This window comes from Streptomyces sp. NPDC029122 (assembly GCF_055569445.1).
Genome location: NZ_JBVHWK010000003.1, coordinates 397,865 through 420,504, shown reverse-complemented (window position 1 = coordinate 420,504; position 22,640 = coordinate 397,865). Strand labels below are relative to the sequence as shown.

Sequence of the window (22,640 nt, the reverse complement as noted above, 5' to 3'; positions counted from 1 at the left end):
GTCGAGGAGCAGGACGTCCTTGACCTCACCCTTGAGCACACCGGCCTGGAGGGTGGCGCCGATGGCGACGACCTCGTCCGGGTTGACGCCCTTGTTGGCGTCCTGACCGCCGGTGAGCTCCTTGACGAGCTCGGCGACGGCCGGCATGCGGGTGGAGCCGCCGACCAGGACCACGTGGTCGATCTCGGACAGCTGGATGCCGGCGTCCTTGATGACGTTGTGGAACGGGGTCTTGCAGCGGTCGAGCAGGTCCGCGGTGAGCTGCTGGAACTGCGAGCGCGTGAGCTTCTCGTCCAGGTGCAGCGGGCCCTCGGCGGACGCCGTGATGTACGGCAGGTTGATCGAGGTCTCCGTGGAGGAGGACAGCTCGATCTTCGCCTTCTCGGCGGCCTCGCGCAGACGCTGGAGCGCCATCTTGTCCTTGGACAGGTCGACGCCGTGGCCGTTCTGGAACTGCTTCACCAGGTAGTCGACGACGCGCTGGTCCCAGTCGTCGCCACCGAGGTGGTTGTCACCGTTGGTGGCCTTGACCTCGACGACGCCGTCACCGATCTCCAGGAGCGACACGTCGAAGGTGCCGCCGCCGAGGTCGAAGACGAGAATGGTCTGGTCGTCCTTGTCGAGACCGTAGGCCAGGGCGGCGGCCGTCGGCTCGTTCACGATGCGCAGGACGTTCAGACCGGCGATCTCGCCGGCCTCCTTCGTCGCCTGGCGCTCGGAGTCGTTGAAGTACGCCGGGACGGTGATGACCGCGTCCGTGACCTTCTCGCCCAGGTACGCCTCGGCGTCGCGCTTCAGCTTCTGCAGGATGAAGGCGCTCATCTGCTGCGGGTTGAAGTCCTTGCCATCCAGGTTGATCTTCCAGTCAGTGCCCATGTGGCGCTTGACGGAGCGGATGGTCCGGTCCACGTTCGTGACCGCCTGGCGCTTGGCCACCTCGCCGACGAGGACTTCGCCGTTCTTGGCGAAGGCGACGACGGACGGCGTGGTCCTGGCACCCTCGGCGTTGGTGATGACGGTGGGCTCGCCGCCTTCGAGAACGCTGACGACGGAGTTAGTGGTGCCCAGGTCGATGCCGACCGCACGTGCCATTTCGATTCCTCCAGCTGACTTGAGTGGAACAGACTCAAGGATGCCCCAAGGCCGGGCGAGCGTCAACAGAGGTGAGCCGAGGGGGCTCAACCTTTAGGCTCCCCCTACGCTCACACCGCCCCCGGGCGGGCTCTCCCCGCGGGTACGCCCGAACGGGTTCCGGCCCCCGGGTGCGCCGCGCGGCGCGCCGGGGCCGCGGCGGGCGTCCGGCAGCGTGCTGGCATGCCTTGGCTCCTCCCCCTCCCCGCCCGGCCGGGGCTGCGGCCGCGGCGGCCGGCCCGGCCGTCGGCCAAGCGGGTCTGCGACCTGATCGGAGCCGCGCTGCTGCTGGCGCTGTCCGCCGGTCCACTGCTGGTGGCGGCCGCCGCCCTGTACGCGGCCTCCCGCGCGCGGGTCCTCGTACGCGAGCCCGCGCTCGGGCTCGGCGGACGGCCGTTCGGCGCCTGGCGGCTGCGCACCGAGGACGCGGGGCGGGCGGGCGCGCTGGTGCGGCGGTGCGCGCTGGAGGGGCTGCCGCGGCTGCTCAACGTGGTGCGCGGCGAGATGTCGCTGGTCGGGCCGCGCCCGGAGCCCCGCACCGACCACCCCGAACGACTGCTCGTACGTCCCGGAATGACCGGATTGTGGCAGGTCAGCGCCCGCTCCGACCTACCCTGGGAGGAGATGGTGCTGCTGGACCGGCACTATGTGGAGAGCCATTGGCTGGGGATGGATCTCGCGATCCTCGCGAAGACCCCTCGGGCGGCCTACCGACAGAGGCAAGCCTGAGCGACACAGATCACCGCACGCTCACCTACAGTGCGGCGCGGGAACTGGGTAACCTCAAGCCTTGACTCAATAAGTTACCGCTTAGTAAGTCCCCGCCCGAGGAGCCCTCCCATGCAACTCGCCGCGATCATCGTGTCGCTGGTCCTGACCGTGGTCGGCGTCGCGCTGATCGCCCGAGCCGTGGCGCAGATCTACCGGTTCGTGAAGCTCGGCCAACCCGTACCGGCGGGCAGCCGCACGGACCGCCCGAAGGACCGAACGATCACCCTGGTCAAGGAGTTCCTCGGCCACACCCGGATGAACCGGTGGGGCATCGTCGGCTTCGCGCACTGGTTCGTCGCGATCGGCTTCCTGACGCTGCCGCCCACCCTGGTCCAGGCCTTCGGCCAGCTCTTCCAGGCGGACTGGGTGCTGCCGGTCGTCGGCGGCTTCCTGCCCTTCGAGCTCTACATCGAGTTCATCGGCGTGATGACGGTCGTCGGCATCGTCGTCCTCATGGCGATCCGTCTGCTCAACCTTCCCTCGCGGGCCGGTCGCAAGTCGCGCTTCGCCGGCTCGAAGGCCTGGCAGGCGTACTTCGTCGAGTACATCATCCTCACCATCGGCCTCGCGATCCTCGCCCTGCGCGGCCTCGAGGGCGCGATCCACGGCGTGGAGTCGTACGAGCCGGCGTACTTCGCCTCCTACCCGCTGGTCCTGGCCTTCAAGGGACTCTCGTACAGCGCCCTCCAGAACGCCATCTACTTCACCGCCATGGTGAAGATCAGCACCTCGTTCATCTGGGCGATCACGGTGGCGCTCAACACCAACATGGGTGTGGCCTGGCACCGCTTCCTCGGCTTCCCGAACATCTGGTTCAAGCGCAACGCCGACGGTTCGACGGCGCTCGGCGCCCTCCAGCCGATGACCTCGGGCGGCAAGGAGATCGACTTCGAGGAGCCCGGCGAGGACGACGTCTTCGGCGTCTCCCAGGTCGAGCAGTTCTCCTGGAAGGGCATCCTCGACTTCTCCACCTGCACCGAGTGCGGCCGCTGCCAGTCGCAGTGCCCCGCCTGGAACACCGGCAAGCCGCTGTCCCCGAAGCTCCTCATCATGTCGCTGCGCGACCACGCGCACGCGAAGGCCCCGTACCTGCTGGCAGGCGGCGGCAAGACGATGGAGGGCGAGGAGAAGGCCACCGCCGAGCAGCTGAAGGACGTCCCGGCGGCAGCCCTGGCCGAGGCCGAGCGCCCGCTGATCGGCACCGCCGAGGAGAACGGCGTCATCGACCCGGACGTGCTGTGGTCCTGCACCACCTGCGGTGCGTGCGTGGAGCAGTGCCCGGTCGACATCGAGCACATCGACCACATCGTCGACATGCGCCGCTACCAGGTGATGATCGAGAGCGCGTTCCCGTCGGAGGCGGGCACGATGCTCAAGAACCTGGAGAAGAAGGGCAACCCCTGGGGCCTGGCCAAGAAGCAGCGCGTGGAGTGGACGAAGGAGGTCGACTTCGAGGTCCCGATCATCGGGAAGGACGCGGAGGACCTCTCGGAGTTCGACTACCTGTACTGGGTCGGCTGCGCGGGCGCCCTTGAGGACCGGGCGAAGAAGACCACGAAGGCCTTCGCGGAGCTGCTGAACATCGCGGGCGTCAAGTTCGCGATCATGGGCGGTGACGAGAAGTGCACCGGTGACTCGCCGCGCCGTCTGGGCAACGAGCCGCTGTTCCAGCAGCTGGGCCAGGAGAACGTGGCCATGCTGAACATGGCCTTCGGCGAGGACGACGACGACCCGTCGACGAAGAAGCCGAAGTCGGCGAAGCGGATCGTCTCCACCTGCCCGCACTGCTTCAACACCATCGCGAACGAGTACCCGCAGCTGGGCGGCGAGTACGAGGTCATCCACCACACGCAGCTGCTCCAGCACCTGATCGACGAGGGCCGGCTGACGCCGGTGACGCCGGTCGACGGCCTGATCACGTACCACGACCCCTGCTACCTGGGCCGGCACAACAAGGTCTACACGCCGCCGCGCGAGATCATGTCGGCCGTGCCGGGGCTGCGGCAGCAGGAGATGCACCGCCACAAGGAGCGGGGCTTCTGCTGTGGCGCCGGCGGCGCGCGGATGTGGATGGAGGAGCGGATCGGCAAGCGCATCAACAACGAGCGCGTCGACGAGGCCCTGTCCCTGAACCCCGACATCGTGTCGACGGCGTGCCCGTTCTGCCTGGTGATGCTGACCGACTCGGTGAACGGCAAGAAGAACGACGGCCAGGCGAAGGAATCCGTCCAGGTCGTGGACGTGGCGCAGCTGCTGCTGGAGTCGGTGAAGGCCCCGGAGCCGACGGAGGAGGAGCTGGCCGAGGCGGCTGCCGCGGCGGAGGCGGAGGCGGCTGCCGCCGCGGAGGCCGAGGCCGAGGCGAAGGCGGCGGAGGCCGCTGCGAAGGCCGAGGCGGAAGCGGAGGCCAAGGCGAAGGCGGAGGCGGAAGCGGAGGCCAAGGCGAAGGCGGAGGCCGCCGCTGCCGAGGCGAAGGCGAAGGAAGAGGCGGAAGCCAAGGCGAAGGCGGAGGCTGAGGCCGCTGCCGAGGCGGAGGCCGAGACCCCGGCGGAGACCGAGGCCAAGGCCGCTCCGGTCAAGGCCGAGACGAAGCCCGAGGCGGAGCCGGCGACCAAGGCTCCGGCCGAGGCCGAGCCCAAGGCCGACGCCGAGGCCAAGGCCGACGCCGAGCCCGAGGCCGACGCCGAGCCCGAGGCCGACCCCGAGCCCGAGGCCGAGGCCGCCGACACCGAGGCAGCCCCGGCGAAGCCGGAGACCGGCGCCGAGGCGAAGACCGAGACCGAGGCCGAGGCCCCGGCCGAGCCCGAGGCCGGGACGGCGGAGCCTGAGGCTCCCGAGGCCGAGGACAAGGGCGGGACGAAGTCCGAGGCGGCCAAGTAGCCGCAGGCCCGCCAGGACAGCGAGCGAGACGGCCGGTTCCCCGTACGTACGGGGGACCGGCCGTTCCGCGTTCCGGGAGGGGCAGGGGCCGGTTCGCGCTACGGCCCCGCTACGTACGCATTCCGTCGGCCGTACAGCGAACCACCCCACAAGCCGCCATAACCGAGCAAATCTACTGCCCCCCACTCCCCCTAGGGGATGTCACAGGTCAGCCGCAAAGGCCGCCGGTTCCGGTGGCCCGGCCACGGCCGCCCGGCGGAGCAGGTACTTTCGATCACGTGGCTGGATTCAGGATCGGACGCGGCAGGGACAACAACCACCCCCCGCAGCAACCCCCGCACACCCCGCGGCAGCAGCCGTACGGTCAGCAGCAAGCGCCGCAGACGCCGTACGGCCATCAGCCCTACCCGCCCGCCGGCCCGCCGCCGCAGCAGCACTGGCCGGCCCAGGGCGCCGCGGGCGACCAAGGCGAGCCGGAGTACTTCGACCCGTACGGCCAGCAGGGCCCCGCGGGCCAGCACGGCCAGTACGCCCAGCCGCAGCCGCCGCAGACCCCGTACACGGCCCCGCACGGGTCCTCGTACGCGAACGACCCGGGCTACACCCAGGCGTTCTCGGTCGGCGAGGACCCGTACGGCCAGGGCGCGACGTACCAGGCCGGCGCGGCCTCCGCGGCCCCCGTCGGGCCGCGGCTGCACTGGAAGGACCTGCTGCGCGGCATCGTGCTGCGGCCGGGGCCGACCTTCCTCCAGATGCGGGACTACGCCGTCTGGGGTCCGGCGCTGGTCGTGACGTTCGTCTACGGCATGCTCGCGGTCTTCGGCTTCGACAAGGCCCGCGAGGACGCCATCAAGGCGACCCTCACCCAGGTGATCCCGATCATCCTCAGCGCCGGCGTGGCCTTCGTCCTCTGCGGCCTGATCCTCGGCGCGGTCACCCACACCCTGGCCCGCCAGCTGGGCGGCGACGGCGCGTGGCAGCCGACCGTGGGCCTGTCGATGCTGGTCATGTCCCTCACGGACGCGCCGCGCCTGCTGGTGGCGGTGTTCCTGGGCGGCGACAACATGGTGGTGCAGGTGCTGGGCTGGGTGACCTGGCTGGCGGCCGGAGCGCTCTTCACCTCGATGGTCAGCAAATCGCACGACCTGCCCTGGCAGAAGGCGCTGGGCGCGTCCGCGATCCAGCTGGTCGCACTGCTCTCGATGATCAAGCTGGGCACGCTCTAGCCGCCGCCCGCTACGCACCCGTACGAGGAAGGGCCCGCCGCGCGACTCGCGCGGCGGGCCCTTCCTCGTACTCCGTACTCCGTACTCCGATCAGGCGTCGAGGACCTGGCCCTCGCGCTTCACCACGGGCGGCTGGACGGACCAGGGGAACTCGATCCAGTCGTCGGTGCGCTTCCACACGTACTCGCACTGCACGAGCGAGTGGGACTTCTCGTAGATCACGGCGGAGCGCACCTCGGCGACGTGGCCGAGGCAGAAGTCGTGGACGAGCTTGAGCGTCTTCCCGGTGTCGGCCACGTCATCGGCGATGAGGACCTTCTTGTCGGTGAAGTCGATCGCCTCGGGCACGGGCGCCAGCATGACCGGCATCTCCAGCGTGGTGCCCACACCGGTGTAGAACTCCACGTTCACCAGGTGGATGTTCTTGCAGTCGAGCGCGTACGCCAGGCCCCCGGCGACGAATACCCCGCCGCGGGCGATGCTCAGGATGATGTCGGGCTCGTAGCCGTCGTCGGCGATGGTCTGCGCCAGCTCGCGGACGGCACGGCCGAAGCCCTCGTAGCTCAGGTTCTCGCGTACTTCGCTCATGCCTCGTGCCTCACCTGGGTGCGGTGGAAGTTCTGGAAGGAACGCGAGGCGGTCGGCCCGCGCTGCCCCTGGTACCGGGAGCCGTACCGCTCGCTGCCGTACGGGAACTCCGCGGGCGAGCTGAGGCGGAACATGCACAGCTGCCCGATCTTCATGCCCGGCCAGAGCTTGATCGGCAGGGTGGCCAGGTTCGACAGCTCGAGGGTCACGTGACCCGAGAACCCGGGATCGATGAAACCGGCCGTCGAATGCGTCACCAGACCGAGGCGGCCCAGGCTGGACTTCCCCTCCAGTCTGGAGGCGATGTCCTCGGGCAGCGAGATCACCTCGTACGTCGAGGCGAGCACGAACTCACCCGGATGCAGGATGAAGGCCTCGTCGCCCTCGGGCTCGACCATGCGGGTCAGGTCGGGCTGCTCGGTGGCGGGGTCGATGTGCGCGTAGCGGTGGTTCTCGAAGACCCGGAAGAACCGGTCGAGACGCACATCGATGCTGGAGGGCTGCACCATCGACTCGTCGAACGGGTCAATGCGAACCCGTCCGCTGTCGATCTCGGCCCGGATGTCTTTGTCGGAGAGAAGCACGTCCCGAGGATACGCAGAGCGCGCGGGCCACCCCAATCGGGAAGGATCCCGCGCGCCCGTCACTACCGGCCCGCCGCCCTAGCGCTTGGCGCCTCCGACGGGCACCGCGTGCCTCAGCCGCGCGCACCGCGGACACCGCAGCAGCCGCCCGGGGCCGATCCGGCCGGCACCGAGGTGCTGCAACGGGAACGAAGCGGTGTTGAAAACATGCCCTTCGGCACAACGGACGACTGTGTGCTCCATCGAGTCCCTTTCCCCAACGAGCCGTACTGCGATGAATCGCCACATTAGGGGATGATCAGGACCCACTCCAGCCGCCGCTCCGCACCCCCACGGTACGCCCCAACTCCCGCCCCCACGAACCCTCCTGCACCCCCGAAACGAGAACGACCCCGACGGGAGAATTCACCGGGGGTCGATCATGGGGTACAGTGTGCAACGGTAGGGATCCAGGCAGCTGGCCCACCTTGCGGATGTAGTTTAATGGTAGAACATGAGCTTCCCAAGCTTATAGCGCGGGTTCGATTCCCGTCATCCGCTCTTGCAAGAAGGCCCAGGTCAGCGACCTGGGCCTTCTTCGTTGTCTAGACCTCTCAGAGCCCGCGCGCCATTCGCGTGCCCTAAGTGCCGCAACAGGGCGCCGGGTTGGACGCGGGTCCGTCTCTCACCGCCACCTCACGCCGGAACGCCTCGAATGACGAGACGCACGTCAAATGACTTGCACGACACGCCGCAGGGGGGTGCGGCCCGGGTGGCTGCCCGGACCGCGTCCCTGTACGTCACCTCCGCCGAGCCGCTCCGACGGGAGCGGCGAGCGGGGGCACGGATCTTGTGGATGGCGGCGGTCGCGCCGGCGCCCGATCCCCCGGCGGCAGCCCGGGCGGGCCTCTCCCCCGGGGTCCTTCTCAGGCTTCCCGACCGGTCTGACCGGTGTCGAGCAGACCGCGCTCGGCAGCAAGGAAGCCCGCCTGGAAGCGGCTGTCGGCGCCCACCTCCGCCATGAACTCGGACACGTGGCGTCGGCAGGTCCGCAGCGACATGCCCAGCCTCCGCGCGATGGACTCGTCCTTGGCTCCGTCCGCGAGCATGCGGATGATGGCGCTGCGGAGGCTGTCGGCCGTGACGGCGGTGTACGCGGGGGCGAACGGCTCGGCCAGGTTCCAGGTGGTGCTGAAGACGGAGCACAGGAACGCCACGGCCGACGGCTCGCGGACGATCACCGCCGCGTTCGGATTGTCCCATGTCGGCAGGAAGGCCGTCTCCCGGTCAAAGATGATCATCTTGCCGAACAGTTCGCCCTGGGTGCGGACTTCCGCGCCGACGGCGGTCAGCCTCTCGATGTACTCCTGGGTGGGCGGGCTGTACCGGGCGGTGTGCTGGTACAGCGTGCGCATGGCGATCCCGCGTTCCAGCATGGCCAGGTCCCTGGGCAGGGCGCGTTTCAGGTGATCGGCGGGCCGGCCGCCGCCCGGCTGGACGGTGAGCACCTCGCGGCTGCACCGCGCGGTGGCGTCGGAGATCAGCGCCATCACCCGGTCCCGGGTGCTCACGAGCTCGATGGCCCCCGAGTCCTGGCGCCCCTGGTGGGCCAGTTCGTACAGCGGGCTCAGGGCGTTCAGCCGGGCCCGTGTGTTCTCCAGTTGGGCCAGGCGCTGGCGCAGCTCGTTCTCCTCGGCTCCCACCAGTTCCGAGGCCGCGGTGCGCGGGCTGACCGCCGAGAGCGTGCCGTCCGCGCCGCAGTACAGCAGCCGGTCGGCCATGAGCCGCTTCGCCGCCTTATCGGCCTCCTCCCGTGACAGGCCCAGCGCTTCCGCCAGGGTGTCGGCCGGCACCCGGCCATGGGTCAGGACGTGGCCGTATATGCGGACATCTCGTTCATCGAAGCCTGCGGAGTGGTCAGTATCCAAGGTTATGTCCATTATGTCCCCCCTCTGTTTCGTGCACTGCAGCTTGGTGGCGGCTGGCAGGTATGGACCGGCGGTCCCGGTCGAGACATTCTTGAGGTGTGCGGAGGGGAGGGAAAGTCCCCGGAAAGCGCCTCAGAAATTCAGTAATTCCGTTTGACGGTTCGCATGTCCCGGAGGATGCCATGAAGCTTGCCAAGTTCCTGACTGCCGCTGCCCTTGCCTTTGTCGCGATCGGATTTGCGGGGCAGGCGGAATCGGCTGGGTTCGCGGACGCGTCCCGGCAGGAATCCGTAGTCGGCACCCCCATCACGGCGAACGACACCGAGTGGGGCTGCGAGACGCGCGACTGCAAGCCGCTCAGCTGAGTTTCCGAGGTCGAGCCTTTCGGGGCATCCTCCCTCCGACGCCCTATCCGAGCGGAGGAGGTGAATATGAAAATCCCGCCCGCGCCTCCTGGAACATCCCGGAAACGTGGCGCGAAATTGGCCGTGGCGGCCGCGGTTATCCTGGCCGTATCCGCGCCGGTCCTGATACTGGGTATCCGCAGCGCGAGGGGTACCCGTCCGCCCCGAGGGCAGCCCCCGCTGCCCTCGATGTCGGATATCAGCGGCCATCTGGGCACGTCCTGGTGATCCGGGTTTCATCTATCCACTCCCCATCCCCGTGCTGGGGAAATCATGCCACGTATATGCCCATGACATTGTCAAGTGTCATGGGCCGGGGACTGCTCAGGTCCCGCCGCCGGCTTTCGACGGGCGGCGGGACCGTCCCCGTGAATCCTTTCCGGGCGCGGCCCGGCGGACGTCGAGCCTCCCGCTCCGTCCGGTCCGGCACCCGCCCCGCTCCCGTACGGGAGCGCACCTGTGTACGAAGCCGGGTGCCGTGACAGCCCCCGGGCTACCCCGAGCCTTCCGTTTCTCGCGCCGGCCCTTCGCGGCGGAGCCCGGACCTCCGTGCCGATCGCCGCCGCCATCGCGGACGCGGTCCAGCAACGCCCGCCTGCCGACCAGCCGGTTGGCGCCACGCTCGGTGCCACCACGACGACCCACACCCCGCCCGGACACCCTCCGGTTCGGCCCTGCGCATGCCGTTCCCGGTCTCCGGAAACGTTCAGCCCCGGCGAGGAAGGATCTCGCCGGGGCTGACCCATGCGCTGAGCGAGCCCCCCATGGCCGGCGAGGGTCCCTCGCCGCCACTCCTGCGTGAACTGCCCGGAGGCGCCTGGTGGGGTCTCCTCAGGAATGCCCCTCATGGAATTCCGCAATTTCCTCGACCTGTTTCTGGCGCTATTCCTGACCGATACCGCGCGCGATTCGACGCCTTGCGTGCACAATGTCCCATTTGGCACCCGTTCCCCTTCGTGCAAGACCACTTGGTGAGCCCCCCGGACTATGGCCCGACGGCCCCAATGTCGGCAGGCTGGGATCACGAGGCCGGGCCTTCCCGGTATTCCTCCCTCTTCCTCCTCCGCCTATGAGCGGTCCAGCGCCCCAGCCCTCCCTTGCGTACGCCACACCCCCAAGGAATCCGCATGCGTTTCGGTCTGTTCTTCCTGCCCGCCGACTGCCCCGACCGCCGCTGGTCGGCCACCGAGACCTACAAGGACCTGATCGACTGTGCGGTGGAAGCCGAGCAACTCGGCCTGGATTCCGTGTGGTTCGCAGAGCATCATTTCTCGACGTACGGCGGATTCGTGCCGGACATCCCGGTACTGGGCGCCGCCGTCGCGGCGCGCACCGAGCGGATCCGGATCGGCTCCGCGGCGACGGTCCTGCCCCTGCGGGACGCCGTGGAGACGGCGGAGAGCTTCGCGATGCTCGACGTACTCAGCAACGGCCGCCTGGACGTCGGAGTGGGACGCGGCTTCCTGCCCAGCGAGTTCGCCGGACGCGGAGTCGCCATGGAGGACAGGGCGGGCCGGTTCACCGAGGGGCTCGCGGTGCTGCGCGGCGCGTGGGCGGACGGCCCCCTCACCTTCCACGGCGAGCACTACGCGCTGGACCGGGTGGACGTGCTGCCGAAGCCCGTGCAGCGACCCGGGCCACCGCTCTGGATCGCGGCCTCCACCTCGCGCGAGTCCTTCGAGCTGGCGGGCCGTGAGGGCCTCCACCTCATGGTCAACCCCTACAACCGCGCGCCCGAGGAACTGGCCGAGGGCCTGGCCCGGTACCGGGAGGCACGCCGCGGGGCAGGGCTCGACGCCCACGGCGGACGGGTACTCGCCAACCAGCACCTGTTCGTGGCGCGGACCGAGGAGGAAGCCGCCGAGGTGCCCCGGCAGGGGCTGATGGAGTACCTCGGCGCGGTGGACACGGCCTTCGGCCGCCCCCTCGCCCCGCACGACTACGCCGACATCTACCCGGAGAAGGTGCTGTTCGGCACGCCGGAGACGGTCGCCCGGAAGATCAAGGAATGGCAGGCGGCCGGGATCACCGACCTCTCCCTGATGACCCGGTTCGGCAGTCTCGCTCCCGAGGCCGCGTCCCGCTCACTGGAGTTGTTCGCCCAGGAGGTCATGCCGTGCTTCGGGTAGCGCCCTCTCCCGCGGCGGCCCCGCCGCTGACCACCCCGCTCGTCTCCTACGGCGGCGCTCACGGCTGGCGCGAGCTGCTGCTCAAGGACGAGACCAGGCAGCGCTCCGGCGCCTTCAAGTACCGGGGTGTGTGGCGGCGTACCGGGTTGCTCCCCGCCGGCACCCTGCTGATCACCGCATCCACCGGCAACCACGCGTCGGCCCTCGCCGAGGCCGCCCGTGCCCGCGGCCAGCACGCCCGCATCTACGTCCCGGCCACCACCCCCGGCGCCAAACTCCAGCGGATCGCCGCCCAGGACGCCGAGACCGTCCTGGTGGACGGCGGCTACGACGAGTGCGAGGCACTCGCGCGGGCCGAGGCCGACAGCGGCTGCGGGGTCTTCGTCCACAGCTTCGACGACTCCGAGACGATCGCGGGGCACCAGTCCCTCTTCCGGGAGGCCGCGGCCCAAGGCGGGCTGCCCGACATCGTCTTCGTCCCGCTGGGCGGCGGCGGGCTGATCACCGCCGCGATCCGGCAGTGGGGCGAGGCCGGAGTGCGCATCGTCGGCGTCGAGCACCGGAACGCCCCCGCGATGCGGGAGTCCCTCGCCGCCGGCCGCCGGATCCTGCTCGACTCCGCGACCGGCCTGCCCGAGGGCCTGCTGGTCCGCAGGATCGGCCGGATCCCGTTCGACGCCTGCCGGCACCGAGGCCAGCAGGTCACCGCTGTGGACGACGACGAACTCCACCGCGCCATGGCACTGCTCTGGACCCGGGCCCGCATCCGCGCCGAGGGCGCCGGCGCCGCAGCGTTCGCCGCGGCGCTGCGCGCGAGCGGCCCGGGGCTCCGGGCGCTGGCCGTGGTGTCGGGCGGAAACATCGACGAACCCGTCTGGCGCCGCTGCCTCGCCGCGGCCGGCGCCGGCCCTACCGACGCCCCCACCGGCGCCTCTTGGAGTGAGCAGGCATGAACCAGACCCAGACCTCGGGCCTGGCCGCCCCCGCCCGTCTCGGCGTGGTCGGCGGGGTGGGCCCGATCGCCACATCCGACTTCTATCTGCGCCTGGTCGCCAGCCACCAGCAGGCCACCGGCGGCGCCTACCCGGACGTGGTCACGCACAGCCTGCCGCTGCCCGCCGAGCTGGAACGCGCCTTCATCGCCGGCACCGCCGGACCCCGGCACCGCGCGGAGATCACCGCGCTGCTGCGGGACGCCCTCGACGTGTTCGAGCGGGCCGGTGCCGACCGCGTCACCCTGCCGTGCAACACCCTGCACTCCTACCTGCCCGATTTGCTCCGGGGCCGGTCGTTGCAGTGGATCGACATGGTCGGAGCGGTGCACCGGAGCATCGCGGCGCGCGGCTACGGCCGGGTGCTGCTGCTCGGCACCACCTCGACCGTGCGCTCCGGGCTCTACCGCCACGGGAACGGTGTGGAGTTCGCCGTCCCGGGGCCGGACGCGCAGCGCGAGGTGGAGCAGCTGGTGCTGGCCTGCCTCGACGGGGACCTGCGGGAGTTCCCCCCGGCCCGACTCCGCCGACTGATCCTCTCCGCGGGACCGCTCGACGCCGTCGTGCTCGGCTGCACCGACCTCCATCTGCTGCGTGACAGCGCGGACTTCGGGGTGCCGGTGGTGGACAGCCTCAGCTGTCTGGTCGACGCCTGCTCCCAGAGCCTGCTGGCCTCCCGCCGGGACACCGCACCCGCGACTGCGCTCACCGGAGCGGTCCGATGACCGGCCTCGGCACGGTGCTCGACGCCGCTCGGGTCCTGGCCGATCCGGCGGCCCCCGCGTGGGCCGCCGAGACAGCTGCCTGGATACGCGACGAGGTCAGTGCCCCCGCTCCGGCGCTCGGCCGGGCCGGGGCGCTGTGCCCCTACGTACCGGCGGCGCTGAGGCGCCACCACATCGAGCTGGTCGAGTGCCCGCTGTCCCCCGCGGACCCGGGCGCGCTGGACCGCTGGCTGCTCGCAGGGGCGGCGGAATTCCGTGCGGACACGGCCCGACGGCCGGCCGCCGAAGCGCTGTTGCGCTGCCTGGTGGTGGTGCACACGGGGCTGGCGGGCCAGGAGGCGCTTCTCACCGGTGTACGCACCCGCGTCAAGCCGCTGCTGCTCGCGGACGGGCTGACCACGGGCGAGTTCTTCCCCGCCAGCCCGGACACCAGTGTGCGCAACGCCGAGGTGCCGGTGGCCCGGTCACCCTGGCCGACGCTCGCCCTGCGCCATTCCACCCCGCACGACGAGCTCTTTCTCGCCGGCCAGCCGGAGCTGCACCGCATCTTCCGCGCGGCCGGCCCCGGAATCGACACGAGGACCGCATCATGAGCGATACCGCGACCATCGCGACCAGGGAGCCCACCGAGACCCCCGCGGCCATGCCGGGAGCCGCTGCCCGAGGCACCGTACGTCCCGGCGGCAAGGACCTCTACTGCGTGGTGGGCCCCGAGCTCTTCGTCGCCGCGGAACACCTCCAGGGCCGGGAGTCGGTCGATTTCCGGGTGCTGGAAGACCAGGAGCAGTGCCTGGGTGTCCTGCACGCCGCCCGGTCCGCCGGCGTGGTCGCGCTGGTCCCGGACGAGGCGCTCCTGAGCCGTCCCGTCGCGGCGGTCGCCGAGGCCGTCCGGCTCGCCGTCCGCACCTTGGCCAAGACCTTCCGGGACGGCCTGCGGGAGTGGACGCTGGACGTCCCAGGCCCCCTCGACGAGGGGCTGCTGCCGTTGCTGGCCGAAGAGGGTTTCGAGCTGGCGCCGGAGAGCGGACTGCGCTCGGTCTGCCGCGACTTCACGCGCGGAGACCGGGAACGGGCCGCCAGCATGGAGGAGGTCTACGCGGACCCGTACACGGTCCCGTGGAACTTCGTACCGCTGGAGACCGATGTACTGGAGCGGCTGCTCGCGGGCACCCCGCCCGGCTCCCGGGTTCTCGACCTCGGCTGTGGCTACGGCAAGAACGCCAGGCAGCTGATCCCGCTCGGCTACCGGGTCGCGGGCTCCGACATCTCGGCCTCCGCCGTGGCGCGGGCCCGGCGGCTGCTGGGCCCTGGTGTGGAGCTGTCGGTGGCCGACGCCACCGCACTGCCCTGGCCCGACGCCTCTTTCGACGCCGCCCTGGACATCGGCTGCCTGCACTGCATGCCGGCCGAGGACCGGCCGGCCGCGGTGCGCGAACTGGCCCGGGTGCTGACCCCGGAAGGCGTCCTGTACTCGCGGATGTTCCGGCCCCGGCCCGCCCAGTGGCTGGCGGCGCAGCCGTTCCACACCACCGACTTCGGGCTGGAGGCCGGAGCGGCCGCAGCCCTGCTCGGCTCCGTCTTCACCGAGGTGGAGATCGAGAGCACCCCGCATGCCACCTACCTAGTCGCGAGAGGACCGGTGAACCGGTGACCGTGAACATTGTGCTGCTGCTCGGCGGTCGTAGCACCGAGCACGACGCCTCCCTGCACAGCTACCACCGGCTGCGCGCCGCGATCGAGGCCGCCCCCGGGCGGCTCTCGCTCTCGGCCGTCGCCTACCTCACCCGGGAAGGCGGTTACCGGCACTTCGGGCAGGGGCCCTGGCCGGAGACGGAGGAAGAGCTCCGCGCGGGCCCGGAGCTGCTGCTGCACGAGGGGCTGGACCTGCTGGCGGCCTCCGGCGCCTTCGTCTTCTCGCTGCTCCACGGAAACGAGGGCGAGGACGGTGCCTGGCAGGGCGTGGCCGAGGTCCTCGGCCTGCGCGGCAACTTCGGTCCCGTCCTCGCTTCGGCGCTGGGGATGGACAAGCGGCTCCAGTCCGTGGTGGCCCGCGACCTCGTCCCGGGGCTGCGGACCCCCCGCACCTGGATGCTGTCGCGGTCCGCGGCCGAAGCCCCCGGGGAGCCGGAGCGCTGGGCCGCGGAGGTGGCGGACGCACTCGACGGCCGGCCCGCCGTGGTCAAGCCCAACCGGATGGGCGCCTCGCTGCTCACCGACCTGGTGTCCCGGCCGAGCGGTGCGGCGCTGGCCGAAGCCGTGGCCCGGGTCCTCCCGTACGACGACCAGGTCCTCGTCCAGGAGTTCGTCCCCGGCGCCGAGTTCACTTGCGGGGTGGTCCGTTCCGGCGGGCGCACCCTGGCGCTGCCGGTGGTGGAGGCCGTCACCGAGAACGGCTTCCTCGGGCACCGCGAGAAGCACGAGCACGGCCTGGTGCGGCCGCTGCTGCACACCGAGGACACCGAAGCCACCCGCCGGATCAAGCAGGCCTCCGTCCGGCTCTTCGACGAGATGTCCGTCTTCGGATTCGCCCGCCTGGACTTCCTGCTGCACGAGGGCGAGCTGTACTTCCTGGAGATCAACACGCTGCCCGGCCTGATGGACGGCAGTGCCTTCCCCCGGATGCTGGAGGCCGCCGGCCTCGGCCTGGTGGACCTCGTCGAGGAGTGCGTCGCCGAGTACGGGCGCCTTCCGCTACGGAACAAGGTGCTCCCGTACCGCATCGATCACGGCGACCACGACGCCTCCACCCACGACCACGACCACGACCGCCATGAGGAGATTGCCGGTGTCTGAGCAGCCGGGCGACCAGCAGGAAACGCTGATCGTCTTCCCCAGCCCCACACAGCTCGAGACCGTCGGCAAGGCCGCGGCCCTCACGGGCGTGCCCCTGACGGTGGTGCTGCCCGACTCCGCCGGCCGCCCCGATATCCCAGGAGTGACCGTGCTCAGCGCCGCCGAGGTGGCGGCCCGCACCGCCGCGCCCCGCGGAGCCCGGGCGATGTGCTGCCACGAGAGCGGCGTGTACTGGATGGCCGAGCACCGCTCCGCGGTGGGCGACCCCAACTTCGCCGAGGTCTGCCTGCAGATGCTGGTGAAGACCAGGCTCGGCGCCGAGCTGAGCGGCCTCGGAGTGACCGTGGTCGAGAAGCGGAAACTGGACCAGGTGGAGGACCGGGCCGCGCTGCCCTACCCGCTCGTCGTCAAGCCCGACTTCGGCTTCGCCAGCATGCTGGTCAAGCGGGTCGCCGACGTACGGGCCCTGGACGCGTACGAGCGCTCCTTCCGGCAGCTGCGCGAACGCTCGCTGCTCACGGAGTACGACGCGTTCATCGCCGACTACCCGGACGCGGACCCGCGCGGCATCGTCGTGGAACCGGACCTCGGCGGCAGCACGCTCTTCCTCACCGTCCCCTTCCTGGTCCGTGACGGCGAGCTCGTCGGGTCGTTCCCGATCCGCGGCGTGGGCCAGCGCGGCGACGAACTCACCGACTTCCACTGGAACGCCTTCCAGTGCGGCGACGTGTCACAGGGAGCGCTGGCCGCCCTCGACCGGGACCTGCGCCTCCTCACCAAGGGCCTCGAACTGAGCGGCGGGGTGTACGAGATCGAGGCGCTCTGGGACGAAGAACGCGAGGTCCTGTACGTCCTGGAGTTCTCCCCACGCGTCACCGGGGGCTTCATCCCCGAACTCGTACGCCGTACCACCGGCGTGGACATCGAACTGCTGGGCCTGCTGTACTTCCTCGGAGTCGAACCCGGCCCCGGCACGGCCGCCGAGCCCTACCGGTCCGAGCCGCACCTGCTGGTGCTGCTCGGCGAAGGGGACGAGGCCCCGGAAACGGTCCGCGGGGTGGCCCCGGTCGCCACGCGGACGAGGCGGCTGGGCGACTCCGAGTTCCGCGACGTGATCTACCCCTGCCCCCGCCTGGTCTCAGGACCGCTGCGGTGACGGGCACCGACGGGCGGCCGACCCCCCACGAGCCGGTCCTGATCGCCTTCGAAGGGCTGGACGGCACCGGGAAGAGCCACCTGACCACGGAGCTGTCCCGGGCGACCGGTGTCCCCCGGGTGTCCACGCCCGGGCCCGCGTACGACAGCCTGCGGCACGAGCTGCACGCCGCCGGCGGCTTGGCGTCGTACCTGATGTACCTCAGCGGCTGCGCCTGGGCCGTGGAATCGGCCCGTGCCTCCGGTGCCCCGGCGCTGGTGGCCGACCGCTACTGGTTCTCCAGCGCGGTCCAGCACGGCTGGAACACGGGGCTCACGCCGGGCGGCGCGCTCGCCCCGGCGGGCCTGCACGCCCTGCTGCCCCAGCCGAGCCTGACGGTGCTGCTGGTCGCCGACCGGGAAGCCCGGCTGCAACGGCTGGCCCGCCGCCGCCCGGTCGGCACCCCGCTCGGCGACAGCGGCCAGGCCTACGAGCAGTACTGGCTGGACTGCGCCGAGGTGCTCCGCGCCGAGTCCCGCACCCGGCACTCGGTCCTGGTCCTGGACACCACCGTCAGCGACACCGCCCCACCGTTGGCCGAGCTCCTCGCCCATCCGGTGGTGCGCGGCATCGCGGAGGCGGCGGTGGGCCGGCTCGCCATGAGAGGGGCGCGGCAGTGACCGTACGACTGGAAGAGCGCCGTGGCCGCGGGTTCATGCTGCGCGGCGAGACGCTGCGCATCGCCGCGGCCGAGGACGACCTCGGGGTGGCCGAGGCCGCCGGGGGACAGGTCACCCTGATCCTGCACGGATACCTGGACCTCGGCGAGGGCCCGGTCCTGACCGGGCACCGGGCCGCCGAGCGACTGGCCCGCGCGTACGTGGAGCGCGGCGAGTCCTTCCTGGACGGAGTCGTCGGCGGATACGCGCTGGTCCTCACCGACGGCCGCAGCGGGCGGAGATACGCGGCACGGGACGCGGCTGGAGAGGGGAGCCTGTTCGCCGCCGAGTACGCGGGCCTGCTCGCGGTGGGTACCGAACCGGCGGAGACGGCCGCGGCCGTCGGCGCCGACCGGCCGAGCCTGGCCGCGTTCGCCCAGTTCCTGCTGCTCAACTACACGCTGGGGGACACCTGGTTCCTCGAAGGCGTCCGCCCCCTGACACCCGGCGTGCTGCACCTGCTCGCGCCCGACGGGATCACCCGGATCCGGACCACGTCCGGCTACCCCGGGCGGGGCGACGAGAACCTGCCCGCGCCCCGACGCGGTGAGCTGGCCGAGGCGCTCGCCGACGCGGCGCGGCGGCTGCTGGGCGAACAGGCGGCCCTGCACCTCAGCGGCGGTGTGGACACCTCGCTGATCGCGCACGCCCTGCGCCGTACGCCGGACTCGCGCGCCCTGCGCACGTACAGCGCCTTCTACCGGGACGAGGACGCCGACCGGGTCTGGGCCGCGTCCGTCGCTGCGGAGACCGCCAGCGACCACCGCGAGCTGGCCATCCGCTCGGACGAGTCCTTCCTGGACGTGGTCGACGGCCTGGTTGGCGCGCTGGGCGCGCCGGTGATGGCGATCGGCGTACCGACCTTCTGGCACCTGGGCCGCGCGGCGGACCAGGGCGGCACCCCCGTGGTGCTCTCCGGCGTGGCCGCCGACCACCCCCTGGTCGGCTGGAACCGCCTGGACCGCCTGGAGGGCGCCCAGATCGGTCCCCGGGACCTTCCGGTGAGGTGCGCCGTGCACGTCGCGCCCGAGATCCTCGCTCCCTACCTCGTGGACGGAGAGCTCCGCGCCGCCACCGAGGAGGTACAGGAGAGGCTGCGGGAGCTGATGCCGTACGGGGAGTCACCGGCCCGGTCGATCGAACGCTTCCACGCGGAGCACTTCCTGCCGGAGCACCTGCGCTCGGCGGCGGTGGCCCACGGCCTGCACGGTGTGCGGGTACGGCATCCTTTCCTCGCACCCGAGGTGTCGGGTCTGGGCTTCCGCGCGGCACGCTCGCGCGAGGAGTCCGTCGGCAAGCGCTATCTGCGCCGGGAGCTGGACGCCCTGGGCTGCTGGGCCGGCGCCCGGCGGGGCAAGCAGCAGCAGGCCCTCTCCTTCGAGTCGTTCCGGGTCCTGGTACGCGAGCGCCTGCTCGGCCAACTGGCATCCGGGCCCGACCTGTTCGGCCTGGACGTGGGGCGGCTGTCCCGTCTCGCCGCCTCCGACCAGCCGGCCCCGGCCCAGGAACTGCGGCTCCTGTGGCTCGTCCACTCCTATCTGTCCTGGCGGGAACGGCGGCCCGCGGCCGTCGCCCCTGCCCCTGTCCCGCTGCCGCTGTGAGCGCGCAGCCCTCTCCGAGGAGCGCCATGACCCTCGTTGCCTCCGGGGCGGTCGTCGACCGCCACCGAGCCCCCTTCTCCTGGGCCCAGGTCTCGGACCTGTTGGATGCCGCGTACGCCGAAGAGCTCGCCGACCACTTCCCGTCCTCGCTGCTGCGGGAGTCCCGCAGCCCGCAGGGCCACTATCTGCTCCGCGACCGCACCCTGATCGAGGCCGGGGAGCAGACGGTCACGGCCGCCGCGCTGCACGGGGTGTGGCGGCAGTTGCTCGACTGGCTGCTCACCCCCGAGTACCGGACCTTCGTGAGCGAAGCCACCGGCGCCGACCTGGCGGGCTGCCGGCTCAAGGTGCGGCTGTGCGAGTACGGCCCCGGCACGTTCATGACAGCGCACACCGACCGCCCGGACCGGGTGGCCACCCAGATCCTCTACCTGTCCCGGTCCTGGGACCGGAGCTGGGGAGGCGGCCTGGACATCATGACCTCGCCGGACGACGCGGACCCGGCAGCGGTGGCCGCCTCGGTCTGGCCCCGGTTCAACACCTCGGTGCTCTTCGCCCGCAGCGACCACTCGTACCACGCGGTGCGTCCGGTCAGCCCGGACGCACCGGAGCTGCGGCGGACGCTGCTCGTCCAGTTCGTGGCCGACCCGAGCTGAGAGGAGACGCCATGTGTGGAATAGCGGCAGTACTCGGACCCGGCGCGGACCGGGAGACCGCGGCGGCCATGGCCGCGGTGCTGCGGCACCGGGGGCCGGACCGGACCGCCGCGGCGGCGCTGCCCGGCGCGGCCTTGGCCGCCACCCGGCTCGCCGTCACCGGCCCCGGCCCGGCCGGGGACCAGCCGATGCGGGGCGGTGGCGACAGGAGCCTCCTGGTGTTCAACGGGGAGATCCACAACCACCGGGAGCTCCGCACGCGGCTGCCAGGGCGCTCCTACCGGGGCGACAGCGACACCGAGACCCTGCTCGCGCTCCTGGACGAGTGGGGCTCGGACGCGCTGCCGCAGCTGGAAGGCCCCTTCGCCTTCGTGTACGCGGAGCGCGGCTCCGGCCGGGTGACGGTGGCCCGGGACCGGTTCGGCGTGAAGCCGCTCTACCTGGGCCGGCACGCCGGCCGATGGTACCTGGCCAGTGAGATCAAGGCCCTCTTGGCCGGCGGGGTGCCGGCGCGGGTGAGCCCCGACGCGCTGCGGTCCGTACTCGCCGACTACTGGGTGAACGGTGCGCAGACGCCGCTCCAGGGCATTCGCCGGGTGCTGCCCGGTACGGTGCTCCAGTTCGGCGCCGACGGTGAACTGCTCAGCGAGCGGACCTGGTTCGAACCGGCCCGGCTGGTCGACGCGGAGGAGGAGGCGCGGCTGGCCGCGCTCTCCCCGGACGGCTGGGTGGACGAACTGGAGGCCACCCTGCGGGCCGGAGTACGCCACCGGCTGCCGCAGGACGGCGTGGCCGGGGCGGGCGTGCTCTGCTCGGGCGGCCTGGACTCCAGCCTGGTCCTGGCCCTTGCCGGGGCCGAGGGCGCCCGGCTTCCCGCGTACGTCGCCTCCTTCGGCGACCAGCCCGAGGTGGACGAGACCCCCTGGGCCGCGCGGGCGGCCGAGGCCGCCGGAAGCCCTTTGACCTCGGTCCAGGTGGGCGCCGACGCCTGGCGGGAGCACTTCGCCGCGAGCGTCTGGCACTTCGAGTACCCGCTGGTGCACCAGAACTCCGTGGCGCTGGCGACCGTCGCGGCCCGGGCCCGCGCCGACGGGCTGCGGGTGCTGTTCTCCGGGGAGGGTGCGGACGAGCTGTTCGGCGGCTATCCCTCACGCCATCACGAACAGCGGTCGGCCTTCGGTGCCGGCCCGCAGGCGCTGGAGACGCCAGCGCACCGCAACCGCGGGCTGTGCGAGGCCCTGGGCCTGCCGCCCGCCAGCGAGAGTGGTTACGAACGGGGCGTACGGGACTCCTTGCTGCGGGCCTTCGCCCATCTGCCCGAGGGGCGGCGCGAACTGGCCGCGGCCCTCGCCGGCGACACGCGGCTGTTCCTCAGCCACGGCCTCAACCGGCTGGACAAGAACCTGATGCAGGGGTCGATCGAGGTCCGCGAACCCTTCCTCGACACCGGCGTGGCCTCCTTCGCGCTGAACTCCCCACTGGAGCGGCACCTGCTGCCGGTGCTCAAGGGGGGACTCGCGGCAGTGGCCAGGCGCCATCTGCCGGCCGAGGTCGTCGACCGCAAGAAATTCGGCTTCAATTTCTCCGTGTCCCGATATCTCCAGCGATTGGATCCGAAGCATCTGGAATCCGGGTTCCTGGGTGAAATTCTGGGCGTGCCCGCATCTGACTGGCGCACGATCTTGGCCGCAAGCGAGGAGCGCACGCTCTTCAGGATCTGGTCTGCGGAAATATGGTGCCGACTCTTCGTCGAAGGAGACAGCGTCGACGACGTCAACGGCCTGATCTGGCAGCACTAGAGCGCCCTGACCTGCAGCAACCTTCACCTGCAATTCAATAAAGACCCCTGATATCGACCGTCCGAGAATGGGATAGGTCGATATCAGGGTTTCCCTTTTTCGGGCCTCGGAAGAGTTTTTGGAATTTGGCGGAAGCGGCTTGCGTGTGGAGCTGGAAGTCGACTAGCTTGTGAATCACGCCGAAGCCGCAAGGGAATCGGAAAACGAAAAGCCGAAATCATCGGTTTCGGCTTTATGAGAAGGAGAATTCTCGTGGAGCGTCAGCACAAGGTCGGTATGCGTCCGTCCCTGGACAAGGCCGGTTCCATCCGCCAGCACAAGGTCGGTATGCGTCCGTCCCTGGACAAGGCCGGATCCGTCCGTCAGCACAAGGTCGGCATGCGCCCCGCCCTCGACAAGGCCGGATCCGTCCGTCAGCACAAGGTCGGTATGCGTCCGTCCCTGGACAAGGCCGGATCCGTCCGCCAGCACAAGGTCGGTATGCGTCCCGCCCTCGACAAGGCCGGATCCGTCCGCCAGCACAAGGTCGGCATGCGCCCCGCCCTCGACAAGGCCGGATCCGTCCGCCAGCACAAGGTCGGCATGCGCCCCGCCCTCGACAAG

The 22,640-nt window shown here is 71.0% G+C and carries 19 protein-coding genes, 1 tRNA gene and 1 pseudogene; 17 read left to right on the top strand and 4 right to left on the bottom strand.

What is annotated here, in order from left to right; translation table 11 throughout:
* Positions 1-1,092 (bottom strand): Hsp70 family protein (locus ACZ4WZ_RS06565; RefSeq protein ID WP_467885876.1); only part of this gene is annotated, 1,092 nt, incomplete at its 3' end.
* 222 nt (positions 1,093-1,314) lie between these two features.
* Between ACZ4WZ_RS06565 and ACZ4WZ_RS06560 the strand changes: the two genes are divergently transcribed.
* The 3 genes and pseudogenes from ACZ4WZ_RS06560 to ACZ4WZ_RS06550 all read left to right on the top strand — a co-directional run bounded on the left by ACZ4WZ_RS06560 (position 1,315) and on the right by ACZ4WZ_RS06550 (position 6,005).
* On the top strand, positions 1,315-1,860 hold the full coding sequence (locus tag ACZ4WZ_RS06560; RefSeq protein WP_467885873.1) for a sugar transferase: 546 nt from the start codon (positions 1,315-1,317) through the stop codon (positions 1,858-1,860).
* A 111-nt stretch (positions 1,861-1,971) separates the two neighbouring features.
* Positions 1,972-4,188, top strand: a pseudogene (locus ACZ4WZ_RS06555) (heterodisulfide reductase-related iron-sulfur binding cluster); the annotation flags it as partial.
* An 869-nt stretch (positions 4,189-5,057) separates the two neighbouring features.
* Entirely contained in the window at positions 5,058-6,005 is a 948-nt protein-coding gene (locus tag ACZ4WZ_RS06550; protein ID WP_467885870.1) for a Yip1 family protein, read from the top strand.
* Positions 6,006-6,095: 90 nt separating this feature from the next.
* On the opposite strand, the gene ACZ4WZ_RS06545 is transcribed toward ACZ4WZ_RS06550, so the two are convergent.
* Together ACZ4WZ_RS06545 and dcd are read right to left on the bottom strand one after the other, a co-directional pair.
* Entirely contained in the window at positions 6,096-6,593 is a 498-nt protein-coding gene (locus ACZ4WZ_RS06545; protein WP_388933271.1) for a phosphoribosyltransferase, read from the bottom strand.
* Complete coding sequence (dcd, locus tag ACZ4WZ_RS06540; protein WP_125603638.1) at positions 6,590-7,177, bottom strand: dCTP deaminase; 588 nt, start codon at positions 7,175-7,177, stop codon at positions 6,590-6,592. The genes ACZ4WZ_RS06545 and dcd overlap by 4 nt, the downstream gene beginning before the upstream one ends.
* Before the next feature lie 469 nt (positions 7,178-7,646).
* On the opposite strand from dcd, the gene ACZ4WZ_RS06535 reads away from it, so the two are divergent.
* Positions 7,647-7,717: transfer RNA gene (locus tag ACZ4WZ_RS06535), tRNA-Gly, on the top strand.
* A 365-nt stretch (positions 7,718-8,082) separates the two neighbouring features.
* Here the strand turns inward: ACZ4WZ_RS06535 and ACZ4WZ_RS06530 are convergent.
* Entirely contained in the window at positions 8,083-9,084 is a 1,002-nt protein-coding gene (locus ACZ4WZ_RS06530; RefSeq protein ID WP_467885866.1) for a hypothetical protein, read from the bottom strand.
* 182 nt (positions 9,085-9,266) lie between these two features.
* Here ACZ4WZ_RS06530 and ACZ4WZ_RS06525 point away from each other — a divergent pair, with 182 nt between their 5' ends.
* From ACZ4WZ_RS06525 to ACZ4WZ_RS06465, 13 genes are all read left to right on the top strand, one after another.
* Entirely contained in the window at positions 9,267-9,449 is a 183-nt protein-coding gene (locus ACZ4WZ_RS06525; protein ID WP_467885863.1) for a hypothetical protein, read from the top strand.
* A 1,166-nt stretch (positions 9,450-10,615) separates the two neighbouring features.
* Positions 10,616-11,617: an LLM class flavin-dependent oxidoreductase gene (locus ACZ4WZ_RS06520; RefSeq protein ID WP_467885861.1), complete on the top strand. Its 1,002-nt coding sequence runs from the start codon at positions 10,616-10,618 to the stop codon at positions 11,615-11,617.
* Positions 11,605-12,570, top strand: coding sequence for a threonine ammonia-lyase (locus ACZ4WZ_RS06515; RefSeq protein WP_467885858.1), 966 nt, complete (start codon positions 11,605-11,607; stop codon positions 12,568-12,570). The genes ACZ4WZ_RS06520 and ACZ4WZ_RS06515 overlap by 13 nt, the downstream gene beginning before the upstream one ends.
* Complete coding sequence (locus ACZ4WZ_RS06510) at positions 12,567-13,334, top strand: aspartate/glutamate racemase family protein (RefSeq protein ID WP_467885856.1); 768 nt, start codon at positions 12,567-12,569, stop codon at positions 13,332-13,334. Before ACZ4WZ_RS06515 ends, ACZ4WZ_RS06510 begins: the two co-directional genes overlap by 4 nt.
* Positions 13,331-13,927 carry a DUF6875 domain-containing protein gene (locus ACZ4WZ_RS06505; protein ID WP_467885854.1) on the top strand — a complete coding sequence of 199 codons (597 nt, stop codon included), beginning with the start codon at positions 13,331-13,333 and terminating at the stop codon, positions 13,925-13,927. The genes ACZ4WZ_RS06510 and ACZ4WZ_RS06505 overlap by 4 nt, the downstream gene beginning before the upstream one ends.
* On the top strand, positions 13,924-14,985 hold the full coding sequence (locus ACZ4WZ_RS06500) for a class I SAM-dependent methyltransferase (RefSeq protein WP_467885851.1): 1,062 nt from the start codon (positions 13,924-13,926) through the stop codon (positions 14,983-14,985). The genes ACZ4WZ_RS06505 and ACZ4WZ_RS06500 overlap by 4 nt, the downstream gene beginning before the upstream one ends.
* The gene (locus tag ACZ4WZ_RS06495) at positions 14,982-16,127 is read left to right on the top strand and encodes a D-alanine--D-alanine ligase family protein (RefSeq protein WP_467885848.1); all 1,146 of its coding nucleotides are present in this window, start codon (positions 14,982-14,984) and stop codon (positions 16,125-16,127) included. The genes ACZ4WZ_RS06500 and ACZ4WZ_RS06495 overlap by 4 nt, the downstream gene beginning before the upstream one ends.
* Positions 16,120-17,283: an ATP-grasp domain-containing protein gene (locus ACZ4WZ_RS06490; protein ID WP_467885846.1), complete on the top strand. Its 1,164-nt coding sequence runs from the start codon at positions 16,120-16,122 to the stop codon at positions 17,281-17,283. The genes ACZ4WZ_RS06495 and ACZ4WZ_RS06490 overlap by 8 nt, the downstream gene beginning before the upstream one ends.
* Positions 17,280-17,942 (top strand): hypothetical protein, encoded by a 663-nt coding sequence (locus ACZ4WZ_RS06485; protein ID WP_467885843.1) that lies wholly within the window; start codon positions 17,280-17,282, stop codon positions 17,940-17,942. The genes ACZ4WZ_RS06490 and ACZ4WZ_RS06485 overlap by 4 nt, the downstream gene beginning before the upstream one ends.
* Positions 17,939-19,582, top strand: a complete 1,644-nt coding sequence (locus ACZ4WZ_RS06480; RefSeq protein WP_467885841.1) for an asparagine synthase-related protein — start codon at positions 17,939-17,941, stop codon at positions 19,580-19,582. The genes ACZ4WZ_RS06485 and ACZ4WZ_RS06480 overlap by 4 nt, the downstream gene beginning before the upstream one ends.
* Before the next feature lie 26 nt (positions 19,583-19,608).
* Positions 19,609-20,238 carry a 2OG-Fe(II) oxygenase family protein gene (locus tag ACZ4WZ_RS06475; RefSeq protein ID WP_467885839.1) on the top strand — a complete coding sequence of 210 codons (630 nt, stop codon included), beginning with the start codon at positions 19,609-19,611 and terminating at the stop codon, positions 20,236-20,238.
* An 11-nt stretch (positions 20,239-20,249) separates the two neighbouring features.
* Complete coding sequence (gene asnB / locus ACZ4WZ_RS06470; protein WP_467885837.1) at positions 20,250-22,037, top strand: asparagine synthase (glutamine-hydrolyzing); 1,788 nt, start codon at positions 20,250-20,252, stop codon at positions 22,035-22,037.
* A 252-nt stretch (positions 22,038-22,289) separates the two neighbouring features.
* The coding region (locus ACZ4WZ_RS06465; RefSeq protein ID WP_467885835.1) for a hypothetical protein at positions 22,290-22,640 on the top strand (351 nt) is incomplete at its 3' end.